This window comes from Pseudomonas aestiva (assembly GCF_039908605.1).
Taxonomy (GTDB): domain Bacteria; phylum Pseudomonadota; class Gammaproteobacteria; order Pseudomonadales; family Pseudomonadaceae; genus Chryseomonas; species Chryseomonas aestiva.
The window spans coordinates 1,649,635-1,668,204 of the sequence record NZ_CP150916.1; the positions used below are offsets into that span (position 1 = coordinate 1,649,635).

Genomic DNA, 18,570 nt, shown 5'->3' on the forward strand with positions numbered 1-18,570 from the left:
AAAGACACAAGGATGGCCATGATGGAATGTATTGAAGCGCGGATCCTGCTGAAAAACCTGCTGCGTCGGATCAAACCTCTGGACTCCCAGCAGTTCGAGCTGCCCGGGGTTCTTACGGAAGACGAGCTTGAGGCTCTGCAGTATGCCTTAGCACTGTTGGAGGGGGCGCCTCAGGTAGTCGTAAAGCGTCCCGACGTAGTAATAGCGCCAGTGATTGTTGCTCCAACATCGCAGACGATCATTTCCGAAGCCGAAGCCGAAGCCGAAGCCGAAGCCGAAGCTCAGCCGGACAGTTTTGTAGGGGGAAAAGAGGAGAGCCCCCCTAGTCTGTCCGCTGAACTCGATCTGAGTGTATTTGAGCTGCCTGAGGCACCTGAGAATGCCAGGCTCTGTATGGACTTTGGCACGGCCATGTCCAAAGCAACGCTGGTGATTGACGCAGACGATTACGAGGAGATTCACGTTCTGAACCTCGGCATTCCGGGAGATCAGCCCGAGGTCAGTGAAACCATGCTGATTTCCTCCGTGTATATCGATAACGGCGGGACGCTGTGGTTTGGCAAGAACGCAGTAGATTTTTCGCTAGTGGAGGCCGGTGAGGGCGAGCGCATGCGGGTCGACAACGTCAAGCGGTTCCTCTCCGAGGATGCGTTGCATAGTCCCGTGCCTACGCCCTACAACCCTACTGATATTTCCATCCTGTTCGGTGACCTGCTCCTGGCCTATCTGACCTTCATGACCTGGACGGTCAATGAGTGCCTGACTGATCACGATATGCCGCGCAACCTTAAGCGCCGATTTGCTATGCCCTGCTTTGAGAAAGAAAAAAGTCGAGAGGTGGCAGCTCGGCTGCGAGTGTTGCTAGGTGAGGCCCAGGTGCTGGCTGATACCTTGGGTGACCGTTTGCAGAGCGGCTTGCCGCTTGGTGCGTTCATCCGTGCAGTGCAGCAATTGCGAAATGAAGTACGGAGCTATGAATTTGTCACTGAGCAGATAACCGAGCCATTGGGCGTTGCCAATGCCCTGTTAAGTAGTGCTGGTAGCACCAATAGCGTAACCTTGGTCGTAGACGTTGGCGCTGGCACTAGCGATATGAGCTTGTACCGTTTGCAGTCCAACCCGAATACGCCAGTTCGTCAGGCTTTTGAGGTAGATGGGTCCGCGCGAGGCATTACCAGAGCGGGCAACTACCTCGACCAGGCACTAATTCACTTGTTGCTCAGTAAGGGCGGTGTTGGTAACGATCATTCGCGAAAACTGAAAACTCAACGTGACCTGTCTCTGAGGATGCGCGATTACAAGGAAGCACTTTTTAACGATGGCTTCCTGACTGTCCGGTTGCTGGAAGGTGAGCTCGTTGATGTGTCGTTACAGGAGTTCATGGAGCTCGAGGCCGTTCAGAAGTTTTCTCAGGATCTGGAACAGTGTCTCTTGGATGTACTGAGCAGTGTGGACTCCAGTTGGGTTCAGGTAGCTCAAAAGAACGGGGGCTTGGCCATAGTACTTACCGGCGGTGGAGCAAAGCTGCCGATGGTGAAAGCTTTGGCGAGCGGCCAGCTTGATCTCAATGGGCAATCAGTGTCACGGATCCACGCTCCCGATTTCCCGCGGTGGCTGCAGGAGGAATATCCGGAGCTTGAGGATGACTTCCCGCGGATTGCTGTCTCCCTGGGAGGTGCGCGCAAGAGTCTGATTTCGCTTCAGGGCAAAGCGCGAGTTACTGCGGGTGATGTTCAAGGTCAGCCGGTGCTTTCGGGCTTCTATAGCCACTGAGCGAGGGTAGTGTTGGCTGTTGAGCAACCAGCTTGATCATTCGCGCGCAACAGATAGCTGAGCGTTGAAATAAAGGAGTGTTATGTCGCGTTACAACCCCGTTCACAATGCAACGCCCATCTTTGCCGCTTTCGAGCAGTGGAAGCAGGAATGCCTCATCGGTGGACAATCGCTCTTTGCAGTCGGTCCGCGCTGGACCGCTGACCTATTGGATGAGTTGCGTCAGCGATTCGTCGAGAGTCCTGATGAGTCCTCTGCAGTATTTCTGGAAAAGCTCAAAGGGCAGCTGGCTGAGGCTTCGCCGGAGGCTATCCAGCTGATGGCCGAAATGCTCTGGGTGCTGATGCTTTTCCAGAGCAATGTGAGCGCGGGTAAAAAGCGCGAGAACATTGAGTACGTATGGAGTTGGTCCGGAAGCGATTTCCCAGTTGCTCAGCCCTTAATGACTGATGAGGTGATCACGGGGCTTGGATCGGCTGGGCAGGGTTTCAATCGGTATCGCGCCGATGAGTTGGCTTGGTTGATCCGGATGGTCGACGCTTTCAAGAAGCTGCCACAGGGACAACGTGAGCAATATCTACGCGAGCCTTGGGGGTGTGCTGAATGGTTGGATGCTCAGCCATGGGCTCGTGGGCGACAGATGCGGCATATCTTACTACACCTGCTTTTCCCTGAGCGCTTCGAGCGGATGGCGAGCCCGAATGACAAGGCTGCGGTTGTGGCAGCTTACAAAGAGCTGGCGGTCACCACGGTCAAGGCTTGGCGTCTAATCGATCTGGATAAGAGCCTGCTTGCTATTCGCCAGGCAGAAGAGGCCAGCGTAGGTCCAGAGGTGGATTTTTACGAGAGTCCCTGGCTTGAACGGTGGCGGCCTCAGCCAGGCACCTGGTTATTTTGCTGGAATCCATCACGCTATGCCTGGAGCCAGTTTGCGCAGGATCGTCAAAAGGTTTTGGAGGGTGGCGAGCTTATCGTGCGCTGGAGTTGTACCAGTAGCGCGGTGAAACTCGGAGACGCTGCATTTCTACTTCGCAGGGGGGTTGATCCGAAGGGAATCATTGCCTGCGGCAGTATTGTTAACGGGCCTTATCAAGATGCCCACTGGGATGAGACTAAAGCTGCCCAGGGCAGCATGCTGGATTACGTAGATATCCATATTATTGATCTGCGTGATCCCCACAAGGACGGCTATGTTTCTTGGAGCGAACTGGAAGCCTTGGGTGCTGACGATCAGCAATGGAACCCCCAATCCTCCGGTATCGAAATCAAGCCTAAAGTTGCTGCTGCACTCATGAAGCGCTGGAGTGCATTGGCAAAGCCTGCACCGCCTAAACAGCCCTATAGCAGCAAGCCGTTGCTCGTCGAACCAGCGCGTAATCTAATTTTCTTCGGTCCGCCCGGTACCGGTAAGACGCATAGCCTAAGATCGCGTCTTCCCATGTACGAGGAGTCAATCAGCAAGCTGACGTTGGCGGAGTGGCTTGGGGTCAACGTGGAGGATGCGGCCTGGTGGCAAGTCCTTTTTATGGCGCTGTATGTGCTGGATGGCAAAGCGAGTGTTAACCAGCTCCTTGAGCATGATTATTTTCTCGCCAAGGCTAAGTTCAGAGCGGGTAATAGCAGTCTGAGGTCTACCTGTTGGGAGGCTTTGCAGAGTCATGCAGTGTTGGATTCGACAACCGTTCAACGAGACGCATCAGCGCGGCGAGCGCCGTATGTATTCGACAGGGATCACCAGGGCAACTGGATCCTTGCGGGGGACTGGAAGGAGAGTTGCGCTGAGTGGGTCGAACGTGCAGAGCTGATCAAGCGCGGGCCTCATAATGCCGCTGAGCAGCAATTCAAGCGTTATGAGTTTGTCACTTTTCACCAGTCATACAGCTATGAGGACTTTATCGAAGGAATTCGCCCTCAGCTTGCGGCTGGGGGGCAGGGGATTATTTATGAGGTCAAACCTGGTGTTTTTAAACGCCTGTGCGAGCGTGCAAGGAAAGATCCCCAACATCGCTATGCGATCTTTATCGATGAGATCAATCGCGGAAATGTGGCCAAGATTTTGGGTGAGCTGATCACGCTGATCGAGGTCGATAAGCGTGCGCACTATGATTCGGACGGTCTTCTACTCGATGGTATGGAGCTGACGCTGCCTTACTCCGGGGAGCACTTCGGGGTGCCGCGCAATCTGGATATCTACGGCAGTATGAACACTGCTGATCGTTCAATTGCGCTGCTGGATGCGGCATTGCGGCGGCGCTTTCAGTTCCGCGAGCTGATGCCAGACTCGTTAGTGATTTCCGGGGCTCAGGGCGATGGCTATATCCCTGATGGTGAGGGGGGCGTACTGAACCTGCGTGCACTGCTTGACACGATTAATCGCCGAATCTCCTACCTATTGCACCGGGATCAGACCATCGGCCATGCCTTCTTTACTCGCGTTCGAGACATGCAGGGGCTGCGTGGTGTGCTTTGCCGGGAAGTCATCCCACTCCTGCAGGAGACGTTCTATAACGACTGGCAGCGGATTCGGCTGATCTTTGGGGATGTAAAGGCTCCCCTTGAGTTGCAAATCGTCCGCGAGTTCACGGACTCAGCGATCGATGTTTTTGGCGAGCTGGAAGATAGCTTGCCAGAGACGCAGCGCTTTCAGATCTGTGCGCCTGATGAGATCACGCCGGAGGCTGTCCGCAAGATTTATGAGCCACTGGTATGACGTTGCTGCAGGTGCTCGAGCATGAGTGGCTGCCCATTCGATCTGGAGGTGGTCAGTCACTCAATGTACATCAGGCCGCTCTTCTAGAACGGCTTGCGGATTCTCTGCCAGCGCGTGCGATTGAGTGGCGCCGGGCTGCTGTGAAGTTCACCCAGTTTTGCGGGGTCATTCAGCTCGGGGACCTGGCTATCGAGGTGCTCCCCAAGATCGCCCGCCAAGAGCGGGACGTGCTGCGTTGCCAACAGGTACTAGTGCGGCTGTTGCAGGTGACCGGGGCACTGCCGCCGCAGCAGGTTGGGGAGGCGACACTGGGTCAACAGCGGCATGCATTGCTTGATGTCTTCATCGAGCACTTTCGCGGCATGGTCGCTCAGCAGATGCAACTTGGGTTGATCCGTCGATATGTTCCGATGGAGGATGAGTTAGCAACCGTGCGCGGGCGTATCGATCTGGTCAGGCAGGTGCGCCTCAACGCCTTCTCGCCTCAGCGTGTACATTGTCGCTTCGATGAGTTCGATATCGACAACCCATACAACCAAGTACTGAGCTATGTAGTGGTCATGCTGTTGCATCGAACTCATCACCCGGCCATCAAGCGTGGACTCAATGAGCTACTTGCCCACCTGGCACCTGCATCAAGCCGTTCCTTCACGCCAGAGCAGGTGGAGGCATTGGATTTTGATCGGCTGAATCAGCGCTGGCAGCCAATCTTCAAGCGTTGTGCGGAATTTCTGCGTGGTTTGCACCCTAACGTTACCGCCGGTGGTATGCCTGCTCTGGCGTTAATGTTTGACATGAACCGACTGTTCGAAAGCTACGTTACTTGGAGAGCACGCCGCACTTTCAAGGGGCTGCAGATCCAGCCGCAGGGGCCACGTCGCTTCCTAGTTTCTAATCAGGTGGGGAAAGGAGTGTTTCAGTTGCGGCCTGATGTTTCTGTCTTGAAGGGCGCGCAGGTGGTTCTTATTGCCGATGCCAAGTGGAAGATCCTGAGCCCTGAAGAGCGCATGTTGGGCATTGCCTCGGCTGATCTATACCAGCTTGTTAGTTATGCCTTGCGTTACCAATGTCAAAGGTTGGCGTTAATTTACCCGGCTATGGAAGGTGTAAGCCCTGGGCTGCGTGAAAAGCTAACTATCGAGGGATCGGAAGTTCAGCTTGCGATCTACAGCATTGATCTGGCGGGCGTGTTGATTAGTAGTGATGCCGTTTTCGACGAGTTACGCAGCTGGGTTGTTGAGGGCTGATGTATGCGGCACGCCGATGTGGCCGTTTCACCAAGGATTGAGGATGAAGATTGCCTATGGCTAGCCCACGCTCTCTGGTTTTCGCTCTATATACCCACTGGTCGGTGGTCGAATGGCTTGTACAGCGATCTCGTGAGATTCCAGCCTTTGAAGCAGTGCAGGTGCTGGCGCTGATCGGCAAGGTCGATCCCAGCATGTCGGGAGACGCCCGGGAAACTGTTCTGCGAGCGTTGATCAACAGCGAAATTCTCCGAGTGCTTCCAAGGGATGAGCTGCTGCACCTAAATCCTTACGTGCTCGAATTCGTCCGTGGCCTGACCAGAGAGCATGAGCTTGGCCTATCTGCAGTGCTCCAGGCTCGAGTACAAGGAGTTCGCGATGCTACTGAGCGCCTGAATGAGGCGATCGAGGGTAAAGACCTGGATCTACTGCGCCAGTGCGCTGTACAGCTTACCGAGTTGTTTCGCCAGATTGCCCAGCAGCTGGATCAGGATCGCCACGCCATTCTCGAGATCGCCGAGAAAGCCAAGAGCACTGAGGCTCATGTGCCGGCCGAGCGGCGTTATCGTCAAGTGCTGCAGGCCTATGATGACTACATCGAGCCGATAGCGGAAATGATGGATAGTGGCCCGTCCGGCAGCTTTTACCGCTTGCTGGAGGATGCAGAGCGGCAGATTGATTACTGCCAGGAGAAACTCGTTGTTCAGGGTGCGCTTTACACCTTACGTATGCTGGTACGTCAGACCGGCTTTCAGGTCAAAGAACTGCGTCGGCTGGGCCGGGAGGTGCTTAAGCAGTGCAGTGACACGCTTTTACCGTTGCGTGAAGAGCTCAGGCGGCATAACAGCCTGTCTGCTGCCGTCAGCCAATTAATCGGACAGGTGCGAAAGCGCGGCTTGTCGCGCACATTCCGCCAACCTGACTTCCCTGTCTGGCGCGCAGAGCGTCCCCGGCGGGTAACGGTTGGCGATGAGGTGCTCACCATCATGGCTGAGGCCCTGGCATATGAGCCTTTGAGTCAGGCTTTCCCCGATGAGGCTCCAGCTGAGTCAGCAACGGAGCTGCAGTTCGTCGATGGTGTCGAACTGCGCGAGCGCCTGGCTGCCAGTGGCCCTGTGCCTAGCTTGCTTGACTGGATACGGACGAACTACTCCTATCTGGATGATGCCACTGTCCTTCGCCTTTACCACGAGCTTGTCAGGGAGCGGGAGTTGGAGTTCCAGCAGGACGACCAGAAGATCAGTACTGACCTTAATCGGCTGCGCGTCACTCACTACCCTCATGGAATACCCGCACGATGAATCAAGCCGTCACACTTCATCTGGGGCGCTTGCCGAGCCTTGGGCCGCTGTTCGAGTTGTTCAATGCGGGCAAGCACCTAAATCACATTGCAGACCCCATTCTGTGGGCTGAGCTCGAGAAAGAGCAGGAGCAGTACCAGGAGCTGTTCGGGCGTCTTGGCTTCACACTGCACGTGGATAGGCGCGGGTTTGCCTGGTTCCACTTCGACAATGCGAGCAGCAACGTCAGCCGCACCACACGCCAGCTGGCGCTGTTATTTATGCTGCTGTTCGAATTGAAGGCCGATGAAGGTATGCACCTGCACCGCTTCGGTGACTGGATCATTGATCGCGCCGTGCTGGCCAAGTTGCTGGAGCGTGGTCACGACTTGCTTTTGGCTGAGGGGCTAGAGGAAGAGTCGCTCGTAGGGCTGCTTGACCGTGCTTGCGTGTATGGTTTTGCAGAGTCAGCTGCTGGAGGATGGCGGCTACTACCTGCCGTCTGGAGGTATCTGGACCATTTTGTGAAGCTGGCCGGGGAGCAGGACGACGAGCTTGAAGAGGGTGTTGATGTGACCGGTGCCATCGAGACCAGCGAAAAGGATGAGCCGGCATGATGGATTATGGATTTCAGAGGCTGGTGCTGCTTAACAGTGCAGGCTACGAGCGCGCAGAGTTACCTTTGGATGCGTCTGTATCATTGGTGGCCCCCAACAATACAGGCAAGACCAGTCTGATCAATGCTCTGCAGTTCTTGCTGATCATCGATCGACGACGAATGGACTTTGGTGCCTACGACGTAGAGCGCAGTCGGCGTTTCTATTTCCCCAACAACAGCGCCTACATCCTGCTGGAGGTGCTGCTGCCCGATTCAGGCAATGTGGTGCTGGGATGTGTTGGCAAGGGTGTTAGCAACGACTATGAGTACTTCGCTTACCGTGGCCAGCTGAATCTCGACGATTATCGGCGCGATGACGGCTGTCTGGTGGCTCAACCGCAGTTGCTGAGTCATTTGGCCACTCGCGGCTTGCTCGCCCAACGCTACAGCGGTAGCGAATTCACCAGCATGGTGTATGGCAATAGCCGGCGGGTGCGTGGAGATAACGGTGATTTTACGGTGTTTCGCCTGGAGCAGGCGCGCCACGCTGAGGTATTCCAGCGTGTGCTCACCCGAACTCTGCGTTTGGACAAGCTTCAATCCAAAGAGGTGAAGGACTACCTGCTGCAGATCTTTCACCGAGATCTTTCTGATGCGGGTATCGACTTCAAACAGGAGTGGGACAAAGCTTTCGCTGATGTAAATGCCGACCGTGAGCAGTACCAAGCGGCCATGAAGCTGCTGGAGTGTATCGGCCTTCTTGAAACGCTGCAGGAGGAGCGCTTGCAGTTGCGCGGCAAGCTGTTTCACTTCCGGCCTCTGATCGATCGGGCGCTACAGGATTGGCAGAGCTATTACCAGTCTCGCTCAGCTGACCTGCAACAGGCCCGCGCAAGCATCGAGCAGGCCGAAGAGCAGCTGCAACATGACCGGGTAGAGTGGTCAACTGCCCGTGAGCGCAGTCTGCAGACTGAGGCTGTGCTGAAACGCGAGGATGACCGGCAGGCTGAACTGGAGCGCCGGTTCGCGCTGATCGACCGACGCGAGACGCTGGAGCGTAGCATCGATCATGCGCGTGCAGCCTACGAGGCCCAGGTTGCGCTTGTTGCCGGAGTGCAGGGTCGAAGCCTCAATGAGATTGTCCGCGAGCGCAACAGGATGACGCAGTACGTGCAGCGGCTCGGCCGCGAAAGAGCAAGCCTGACGGGCAGCCTGTATCAACATCTGCAGCAAGAGTTGAACGCGGAGCAGCTGGCTGCCCTGAACCGGTTGTTTGCACAGGAGGTCATGACGCTGTCGGAGAGCGGCTTCCGGCTAAACGGCGAGCAGCTGCGTCAAAGCCTTGAAAAATGGCTCAGCCAGGCTGGTTGCCTTGAGCTGCCGGGACTGGATCTGCAGTTGGCTGACCTGCCCGATCAGCACCGCCAGCGCAGCGCTGAAGAAATCGATCAGGAGTTGTACGATCTTCAGCGCCAGCTGGCTCAGTTCGATGAGCAGCTACAGGTTGCGGAGCAGATTCGAGCAGCTGAGGCGCTGAAGCTTGAACGAGAGCATGACTACCAGCAGACCCTACGCGATCTAGAAGCTTTTGATGAGCTCGCCACCTTGCGCAAGCGTTGGGCTGGGCGCGAGCGTTCTCTGCGGGACTGCCAGAGCGCTTTGGCTGATCTGGAGACCAAACTGAGAGGTGTTCGGGCCGAGGTGCAGCGTCTTCGTGAACAGCTAGAGGGCATACGTAAGCAGCAGGATGAGCTCGACGGCCAGCACGGGGGGATCTGTAACGGCCGCGATCGGCGCAGCGATGGTGACCCTATCTTCAGCTATCTGGCGGATCTGCCCCATCACAGGTGGGTTGGGACTGCAGAGCTGGCTATTGAGCAGCTGGCCGAGCACCTGCGAGAGTATCAGCAGGACTGCGGCCGGCTGCTGAACCTTGAAAGTGATGTACGTGGGCTGCTCGCCGAGCTGCACGCGGGTGGTTTGACCAAGTTTCAGACGGCCGACGATCCGGACGAAGAGATCCGCCTGATGGTCGAGTTTGGCCGGCATCTGCCCCAGGAGTTCGAGGCCATCGAGCGTAAGGTGCGCACAGCGGTGGTCAACGTCACGGCGTGCCTGCGGCAATTGCGAGGCAGCCTGAACGATTTCAAGGCCAAGATGCGCCAATTCAACCAGTTGATTGGCCGGCGTCAATTGTCCGATCTTTCGGTATTCAAGATCGAGCCTGAAGACGAGCAGGAGCTGGTCTGGGCGATCGAGGCGCTCATCAACACAGCGGAGCAGGTGGATTCAGGCCAGAGCTTTGAGCTGTTCGACCACGGGAGTGTGCTCGATGATGAGAGTCTCACGCGGGCGAAGGCCCTGCTTATCCGAGAGGGTGATGCCCGAGGTGGTCTGGCTGTTGAGCATCTGTTTCGCCTGAGCTTCATCGTTGGCAAGGAGGGCCTTAAGCCCGAGTCTTTTGCTGATCTGGATAGCGCAGCTTCCAACGGTACTGTACTGATGGCAAAGCTAGTCACGGGGCTGGCGCTGCTGCACCAGATGCAGGACAAGCGCTATTCGGTTCGGGCTGCCTGCTACCTGGATGAGGCGCTGGCGTTAGATGGGCCGAACCAGACGAGTTTGATCGAAACGGCTGCTGAGTTCGGTTTTGCGCTTATCTTCGCCTCTCCCGCGCCGCTGGCAACCGTTCGTTACTGCGTACCAATCACTCGCTACGGCGGACACAATCACGTTAGTCGCAAGAATTGGCAGGAGCTGGAGCCGCGCGTGGTGGAGACTGGCGTATGAGCCGCTCACTGGCCGATGCACTGGGGAAGCTGCTTGGTGCGGGCGGGAAGCTGGCTGCCAGCCAGCTGACGATGGCGCAGCGCCGTGCGCTGGAGGAGTTTGCCTGTAGAACCCAGGCGGTGCGTTTGGCGGTCAGTGGTCGCGGCAGCCTTTATCAAATCGCTGCCCCTGAGCAAGTTGAGGTCCACCTGTCCAAACTCAGGCCGGCTCACTCAGGCCGGCCGGCCGGCGAAATCCCGCTGCGTGCACTCAATGTGGTGCGTAACCGCGATAGTAAAAGCGGTGCTGCGCGGCACGCGGTTCAGTATCTGCTGCTCAAAGCCGTCAATGGTGGGCAGTATTGGCGTGATGGCAAAGGCGTAGTGCTCGATGTTTCGCAGCTGACGCAGACATGTGGCGCTGCCGCCCTGGCGGTGAAGATCGACGATGATTGGCACACGGCTGCGCCCTTGTGGCTGATCGAGAACCAGGCCCTGTTCGACGACATCAGCTGGTTGCCTGCCGGTTCGAGCGGCACTGTGTGCTACTACTCCGGACAGCTGAGCGGCCTGCTGCTGACCTGGCTGGCCGAGAGGCCGCGCGCCTCACAGGTGATCCTGTTCCCTGATTACGACGGAATTGGGCTGCAGAACTTCGCCCGGCTATATGAGCTTATGGGGGACGCCTGCAAATTCTGGCTGATGCCGGATTGGCAGGTGCGGTTGAGTCTGTATGGCAACCAGCAGATTTGGCAGGACAGCTTGGCGAACTATCAGGATGCGGTTAGGCGTCTGCGAGCTTTGGGCATGCCCAGCGAGTTGGCCGAGCTGTGTGATGCTCTGCAAGGCACGGGCTTGGCATTGGAGCAGGAGAGTGTGTTTTTACTGCCAGGAAAATCTCAGTATCTCGTGAATAAAGATCAGTCAGACAACCTTGAGCTGATCGAAATTGCTAGGGGTCGTTCAGATGAAGCGGCCATTCCGTTCAATCCGGATAACTTGTAGGTCTGGGCCATGTGGCGCGGCTCTATTGGGAAATGCGAAAAAAGAAAGTTGCTCCAATGATTGCGGTACGGGTGCGTCGAGCGTTTCAGCCAAGTGCGTTTGGCAGGATTGATTTCGGATATGGTCGTAGCGGCAGTGCTTCAGCCTCGGGGTAGAGCTCCGACGATTGTGCTGCATCCTTCTCCCTTTCCTCTAGCACGCCGTTACCAAAGCCTCGTCGCTACTTCATCTAAAGCAGACAGGGCGGTCCTTCCTGGCCGCTCGCAATACGGATTCTTACAATATGGGAAATATATTAAGTAAGCGGCAAGTTCGCGTTCTTTACAGCCCCCCCGAATGTGACCGATAATGCTGAAGTGGAATTGTTGGGGCCGCCATCGTGGGTGGCAATAGCGTATAGGGAGGGTGCCTTGACGACATCGGCTGGCGCCAGAGAGATACTGCTCGTCGCAAACAAACCTGGCCTAACGGAGACTGGCGGAGGTCACGGCGCTAAGGGCGTGGACTTTCAGCGCTGGTGGGCAGTGCTCCGAATGGTGGAAATGGAGCAGGCGAATGAGCCGGACTTCTTGCTTCTTTTTGAGACCGTGCAAGATGTCACGGAGCTGGATTCAGTAATCTCTCCCGCGCGTGCCCGTGTTTATCAGGTGAAGAAGAAGGATCGTGGAGAGTGGAGTTGGTCCGTACTTACTGGGACATCGACGCCTCCTAAAAAGAAAAGCCTAAAGTCAGCATCAAAGGCGGCAGCACCTACGTTTAAAAAGGTCAGTGACAGCGCACTGGGGAAGCTTCAGCTCAGTCTTGCAGCCTTCGATACACTTCCTGTCGAAGCGTACTTCATCTCAAACGCTGGCTGCGATATTCCCCTAGCAGCCGGAGGAAATGCCGCAACGTCGATGCCTTGCTCGTTGGCAGATTTCGCTCCAGAGCATGTGCATTTATTGACTCAAGCGCTGCATTTGCTTTGTGAAACCGGCTCGCCTGCTCCGGATCTAACGAAGCTCAGGTTGAAGAAGGTCGCTATTCACCCTGATGAGCCCAGCAGTCATGTAATCAAGTCGGCTCTGGATCTATTAACGGTGCGCAGCCCGCCTCATGCGGGCCAGGCCGCGTCGTTTGTGGAATCTCTTGTGACGAAGATTTCTCCTCTGGGCCGCCATACCGATACTTGTTCAAACTTTGACGAGCTTGTGAAGCAGCGTGGGTTCTCAAGACAGGAGTTTATGTCTGCGCTCGGTGCACTTGAGAGCATCCCAGATCACTCTGCCCACTTAAACGACTGGCTTGCGCAATTGCAGAAGGAGGGCATGGATTTCATGATGGTAACTGCTATGCGCGCGGAGGCAGCCCGAGTCGTTCGAGAGCGGCTCACGGGCGCAACACTGCCCGCCGTTCAGCCTCTTCATGATTTCTGTGACTCTTGGCTCAACTCCAATACGCACGGACCTGACCTGCGCCCGTATTTGGAGGCAGCGTTATCCGCGCTGAGAAGGGAGTTCACCGGCTTTCGCGATGCAGAACTCCTAGCGCGCTTTGCGATGAGGGCTATTAAAAAATGCGTGGACCCGAACTGAGACTGCTCGTTCGTAGCCTGAGAACTAAGAACTATGAAAAGCTTCCGATTCGAAAACATCTGGCTGCTCTCGCATCGCGACAAGAAAGCAAGGCACGTCAACTTCCACCCGAAGAAGAATCTGTTGAGGGGAAGGAACCACACAGGCAAGACGAGTCTGATTCGGAGTCTCTTTGAGACTCTTGGCGCCAAACCTCAGGGTAAGCTGGAGGCTTGGGATGAAAGCACAGCCTCCCTCCTCGAGTTTTCAATCGATGGTCGTCACTTCTTTGCACTTCACCAGAGTGGGCGGCGCGCATTGTTCCATGCCAATCGCGAGATGATTGTCGCGACCTCGAATTTCGGAGAGTGGTCTCAGAACTTCTGTGAGGTTACTGACTTCAACCTGATGTTCACCGACAAGAAGGAGTCTGAGATTCGGCCCGCCGACCCTGCATGTTTCTTCTTGCCCTTTTATGTAAACCAGGACGGCAGTTGGCAGTCTGAGTGGAACACCTTTGGCGGGCTTAGAAGATTCAGCTCCCCTTGGGGCGCCATTTTGGAGTATTTCACCGGTGTGTGTCCCCCAGAGTACTATCGTGCTAGAGCTGAGAGGGCTCAAGAATCTAAGGTTCTTGAGGAATATCGACGTGAGTACAAGCTCCTTGAGCGTGCTATAGAGCGATTTAGTCGCACGTTGTCCTTTTCTGGGCCAAAGGTCAGAGCCGAGAATTTTGCAGATGAGATTGCTCTGCTAACCCAAGAGGTCAACGAGCTCAATCAGAAGCAGGAAGTGCTGCGAGGTGCGGTTGTCCGCGAGCAAGACTTACTTTCGAGTCTGGAGCAACAGATTCGATTGGCCGACGATGCGCTCGCAGCTTATGGCCAAGATACGAAGTACTTACGTGCCGGACATTCGGAGCCGCTGATTTGTCCGACTTGCAATGCTGAGCACACAAAGTCGTTCCTCGATTTGCTCAATTTCGCCGAGGACGCGCGTGTGCTCCGTGAGCTCGCTGGATGTCTTAGGGATGACGCAACCCGAGTACGGCATCGATGCGGCAACGCGTTGGCAGAACTGAGCATGCTCAACGAAAATTATCAGCGTATCTCGAGGCTTTTAGATACACGCAAAGGAGAACTCAAGTTCCAGGACGTCGTCAGCAGCATGGGCGCAGAGAGTGCGTTCGCTGCCTTCGAAGCCGAGCGTAAGGATCTGCAAGAGGCCATCGATATGGCTCTCAGTGCGGTCGACGCCTTGGATGAGAAAATGAAGTCGTTGCGTGCCGCGAAAAGAACGCGAGCGATATTGGATGACTTTAGATCCTTCTACGTGACCGGACGTATTGCACTGCAGTTGCCCTATGTCGATGCATCGAAAATGAAGCTCACAGGTCGCCCGGATCTATCAGGAAGCGGAGGTCCTCGGTCGATTCTCGCCTACTATGCCGCTTTGTGGCGGACCTGCCAAGGTGCGACGGGCACGTATGACATACCCATCGTCATTGATTCACCAAACCAACAAGCTCAAGACGACATCAATCTTCCAGCTGTGCTTCAGTTCATCTCCAAGGAGCTGCCAGAGGACATCCAGCTAATTGTTGGCTTAGAAACCTCAACGGATTTTCCCTTCGATAAGGAAATACACCTGGACATTCAGTACTCGATGTTGCGGGAGGATCAATGGGAGGACGCAGAGCGCATTGTCGAGCCAATGCTCAAGGAGATGTACGCGACGATGAAAACCGATGCCTAGGACCTGGGCGACGAGATGGCGGATTGGTAGTCTTCTTGTCTGAGCTGCTGTGGACTTAGGCGGCAGCGGACCATTTATCAGCGTATTGGAAGCACTTTTGAGTCCGCCCAGCTGTGGCACAGCGAAATTCGTCTTTGGAGCGTCATGCCTGGCTGAATCAGGGATATTGAGATTGCTGCATTGGCCAAGGCGCAGGCGGTGGAAATCCATCCCGGTACATCTGGACAACCTCAAAGAAAGAACAGCCTTTTTCCTTGCTTGGCCATCAACCCAACTCTATGCGAATCGGCGCCTTCATGGGCAGCACTGCCTCTTCGCTGCTACCTTATTCGCATAGGTGCAAGGGGTTGAGTGTTAGAATCACTCCGTCCCGAGCAAATTAACGAGAAGGCTCAGCAATTAGTAGCTTGGGCCTTTTTCGTTTCTGGGCTGGGATCAGATCCATCGGTGGTTGTGTTCATATCCAGGCGGCCACGCACAGGGCCAACCAGAATCCAGTCCTGAGATGAGGCTGCCGGCTGGTAGCCAAGCCGACCCTGTGAGCGAAGTGGGCGCAGTGGGCTCTACTAAATCTTGACGGTCCGTACAGTGTAAAAAAGCCTGAGGCTCGGTGTTGCTGCGTCTGCCAATACCTTCTTTTTCTGCTGCAGCCTAACTACTATCAATGTCAAATTAGGACGTATTCCTGACGCCCGTGCAGCGATCAGGTAGCCGGTCATCTTCGATCATTCGTTCTTGCTGAATCAGCACGCCTGATGGAGAAGGGCCCAACGATAGCGTTAGGCCCTTCTGATCACTCAACGTCCTTTGCTACATCCGCCCCAGCGGACGTCAGCTTTATGGGCGGCGTCAGAGAGCGCAGTCCTTGGGTGTCTACCGAAAGATGGCCTTTCTGGATGAGTCCATGCTCTTGCAGGTCCTGAAGGGCATCCATGACTGCCTCTTCGCCGTGATGATTATCGAGAATTTCGTTACCCAGGCCTTCTTGATGCGAGTGATACAGGCGGCGCAAGATTTCAGCTTTGAGTTCTGCATTGATAGCCATGTGGTCTCCTCGTGTGTGTGCAAAGGTTATGACCTTCATTCAGATGACTGGTGCCTGCGAAGGGGTACCAAACATCTTTTGGAGCATATCTATTGCGCGGATTGCGAGCCTTTTTAGTACTTCGATGTTCGAAGTACGAATGTCATGCCGCTCTGGCTCTACCGACGTGAAAATCAGCTACTCAAAGGCGCTTGATTTTTATATTTGATATTTTTGTAACACAATCGTTGAACTCTGTCCCATGAAAGAGCGGGAAGCTGTAAAGCACAAGCTCTGGCTGTTAGGGTTCAGCTATGAGGCTTATGCATGGAGGCGGTTAAGCCTGGCACTCTCTCGGTCGGTCTAGAGCGTCCGAACCTGCGGTAGGTCATTAGCAACAGTTAGACGCATGAATGGCCTCATATCTTGCTGACTACTTAGGGAAAACCAACACGATTTTATTAAGCAAGTTGGTGCTTTCAGCGATACTCCTGATGGCGAAAAATTTGCTCTCATCAGGTGAATAGCGGGGCATTGTAATCAGCCCTCAGTGCGGAAAGTGCGCTGCATAATGCTGTTGCAACGCGTGAATAAAGTCTGTTGCCAGCGGCGTTTGACCCGACCCCGCGGGAGCAACCACGTAAACCGGAAACAACAGCTCGGGCTCGAATCGGTGAATGGTGATGCCCTTGTGCAAGAAATCCTGGGCGACGTTCGGGCTCATGAGGGCGGTGCCCATGCCGACGGCGACCATCTCGCAAGTGATGGAGCTGTATTGGCCTTCCACGGCGAGCTTGCGTTCCACACTAGCCTGATCGAAGACCCTGTCCATCTGCTCGCGGGTGCCGTCGCCATGGCAGAGGGAGACGAAGTTCTCACCGTGGAGATCCTGAGCCCTGACGACCTCCCGTGACGCTAGGCGATGGCCTGGCGGTAGGACGCAGACGGCGCGGAGCCGGGTGATGAGCAGCGTCTCCAGAGGGCCGGCGTCGCTGGGCTGGACTACTACGCCCAGGTCGCAGAATTGAGACTGCACCCACTGCACCACTGTGGGCGAGGCGTTCATGTGCAGGGAGACGGTCAGCTCTGGACGGGTCGCAACGAAGTCCTTGATGACGTGTGGAATGAGCGTGAGTCCGGTGGACGGCACAGCGGCGATACGCAGTCGGCCGGTTCCGAGATTGCGGATGTTCTTGGCTGACTGACGCAGGCTGTCCAACCCTACGTAGGCCCGCTCTACTTCCTGGAAGAAGGCGCTGCCTTCCTTCGTGGGTATCAGCCGTACCCCCGCGCGCTCGAACAGTTTGAGTCCGGTGCTCAGCTCCAGCTGTGCGATCAACCGGCTGACGTTGGGCTGCGAAGTGTGCAGTGCCTCGGCGGCCGCGGTCATGGAGCCTAGACGCATCACACTGCGGAAGGCTTCGATCTGTCTGAGATTCAACAGAGCTCTCCATATCAAATATGAATACTTAACCCGTACCTTCGTATTTGACCCTATGGGTTTAGGCTGACAATACTCGGTCACAAGCCAAATGGCCCCATAAAAAGAAAGCGTTTCCGAATGGCGGTTACCGCGATGTCCTCGGAGGCGGATGCCTGGATCTTCCGGTCGTGTCCTCACGACGTTCTCGATCTGCCGCAACGCAAAAAAGGGAGCATTGCCCGTGACCGGTCCGTATCTCGTCCGTACCTCATCCATCTCCTGGCGTCAGGGTCTGTCCGCGCTGCTGTTGGCCGCAGCCGGCGCTGGCATGACGCTTCCCGCTCATGCTGAAACGACGCTGTATGTCGCGGGCGTCGGCGGCTCCACCGAGCAGATGTACAAGACCCGCGTCATTCCCGCCTTCGAGAAAGCGCATGGGGTCAAGGTTGTCTATGTATCGGGTAACTCGACGGAAACGCTGGCCAAGCTGCAGGCGCAGAAGGGACGGCAGCAGATCAACGTCGCCATGATGGACGATGGTCCCATGTACCAGGCGCTGCAGCTGGGCTTCTGCGAAAAGCTCATAGATGCACCTGTCTACCAGGACCTGTATCCCCTGGCGCGCCTGAGTCCCGAGGCCACGGCAGTAGGGATGGTGGCCACCGGGATCGGCTACAACGAAGAAGCCTTCGAGAAACGCGGGTGGGCGGCGCCGACGTCCTGGACCGACCTTGAAGATCCGAAGTACCGGCAGCTGCTGGGCATGCCGCCGATCACCAATACCTACGGGCTGCATTCGCTGATCGAGATGGCGCGGCTGAATGGCGGCGGCGAGAAAGACATCGATCCGGGCTTCGCGGTGTTCGAGAAGAAGATCGCACCGAATGTGCTGGCCTGGGCCAGTGCCCCGGGCGAGATGGACGGGATGATGCAGAACGGTGATGTGCTCATGGCGGTGTACGGCAGTGGCCGAGCGGTGGCGTTGCAGAACACCGGCTTTCCGCTCAAGTTCATTTATCCGAAGGAGGGCGCCGTAGCGCTCCAGGTCGCCGCCTGCGCCGTCACGCCCAATGCGCAGTCCGAACTCTCCCAGCAATTCATTCAGTACGTGCTGTCGCCAGAAATCCAGAAGATCCAGTCCGAAAGTAACGGCTTCGCACCGGTGAATCGCACCGTGAAGCTGCCGCCAGAACTGGCTGCCCGTATGCCCTACGGACAGGAAAAGGTCGACAGCCTGCTCAAGGTCGATTGGGACACCATCAACCAGAAGCGTTCCGAGTGGACGACGCGCTGGAACAGGACCATCGAGCGGTAGAGGGCGTGTCCACCAGACGGCGATGAAGTGACAGCGGGATTGCGAGTGGAGAGGAGGGTGGCTTCGGGCTATTCCTCCGCCCGCTGTAGCAGCAGGTCCTGAGTCCATTTCGCCATCGT

General features: G+C 56.1%; 12 protein-coding genes. 10 read left to right on the forward strand and 2 right to left on the reverse strand.

Annotation, left to right across the window (positions count from 1 at the left end):
- The first annotated feature begins 12 nt into the window (after positions 1-12).
- The 9 genes from AABM56_RS07575 (at position 13) to AABM56_RS07615 (ending at position 14,689) form a co-directional block, all read left to right on the forward strand.
- A complete protein-coding gene (locus tag AABM56_RS07575; protein ID WP_347883947.1) occupies positions 13-1,773 on the forward strand; it encodes a hypothetical protein in 1,761 nt (586 codons plus the stop codon).
- Between the two features lie 82 nt (positions 1,774-1,855).
- Positions 1,856-4,483, forward strand: coding sequence for an AAA family ATPase (locus AABM56_RS07580; RefSeq protein WP_347883948.1), 2,628 nt, complete (start codon positions 1,856-1,858; stop codon positions 4,481-4,483).
- The gene (locus AABM56_RS07585) at positions 4,480-5,730 is read left to right on the forward strand and encodes a hypothetical protein (RefSeq protein ID WP_347883949.1); all 1,251 of its coding nucleotides are present in this window, start codon (positions 4,480-4,482) and stop codon (positions 5,728-5,730) included. Before AABM56_RS07580 ends, AABM56_RS07585 begins: the two co-directional genes overlap by 4 nt.
- A 56-nt stretch (positions 5,731-5,786) precedes the next feature.
- Positions 5,787-7,031, forward strand: a complete 1,245-nt coding sequence (locus AABM56_RS07590) for a hypothetical protein (protein WP_347883950.1) — start codon at positions 5,787-5,789, stop codon at positions 7,029-7,031.
- Positions 7,028-7,627, forward strand: coding sequence for a hypothetical protein (locus tag AABM56_RS07595; protein ID WP_347883951.1), 600 nt, complete (start codon positions 7,028-7,030; stop codon positions 7,625-7,627). Before AABM56_RS07590 ends, AABM56_RS07595 begins: the two co-directional genes overlap by 4 nt.
- Positions 7,624-10,398 (forward strand): hypothetical protein, encoded by a 2,775-nt coding sequence (locus AABM56_RS07600; RefSeq protein ID WP_347883952.1) that lies wholly within the window; start codon positions 7,624-7,626, stop codon positions 10,396-10,398. Before AABM56_RS07595 ends, AABM56_RS07600 begins: the two co-directional genes overlap by 4 nt.
- Positions 10,395-11,381: a hypothetical protein gene (locus AABM56_RS07605; RefSeq protein WP_347883953.1), complete on the forward strand. Its 987-nt coding sequence runs from the start codon at positions 10,395-10,397 to the stop codon at positions 11,379-11,381. The genes AABM56_RS07600 and AABM56_RS07605 overlap by 4 nt, the downstream gene beginning before the upstream one ends.
- 383 nt (positions 11,382-11,764) lie before the next feature.
- Entirely contained in the window at positions 11,765-12,955 is a 1,191-nt protein-coding gene (locus AABM56_RS07610; protein ID WP_347884116.1) for a dsDNA nuclease domain-containing protein, read from the forward strand.
- A gap of 33 nt (positions 12,956-12,988) precedes the next feature.
- The gene (locus AABM56_RS07615) at positions 12,989-14,689 is read left to right on the forward strand and encodes a hypothetical protein (RefSeq protein WP_347883954.1); all 1,701 of its coding nucleotides are present in this window, start codon (positions 12,989-12,991) and stop codon (positions 14,687-14,689) included.
- A gap of 793 nt (positions 14,690-15,482) precedes the next feature.
- Here AABM56_RS07615 and AABM56_RS07620 read toward each other — a convergent pair.
- Together AABM56_RS07620 and AABM56_RS07625 are read right to left on the reverse strand one after the other, a co-directional pair.
- Entirely contained in the window at positions 15,483-15,734 is a 252-nt protein-coding gene (locus AABM56_RS07620) for a hypothetical protein (RefSeq protein WP_347883955.1), read from the reverse strand.
- A 526-nt stretch (positions 15,735-16,260) separates the two neighbouring features.
- Positions 16,261-17,154 (reverse strand): LysR substrate-binding domain-containing protein, encoded by an 894-nt coding sequence (locus tag AABM56_RS07625; protein ID WP_347883956.1) that lies wholly within the window; start codon positions 17,152-17,154, stop codon positions 16,261-16,263.
- 223 nt (positions 17,155-17,377) lie between these two features.
- Here AABM56_RS07625 and AABM56_RS07630 point away from each other — a divergent pair, with 223 nt between their 5' ends.
- The gene (locus tag AABM56_RS07630) at positions 17,378-18,451 is read left to right on the forward strand and encodes an ABC transporter substrate-binding protein (RefSeq protein WP_347883957.1); all 1,074 of its coding nucleotides are present in this window, start codon (positions 17,378-17,380) and stop codon (positions 18,449-18,451) included.
- Positions 18,452-18,570 lie beyond the last annotated feature (119 nt).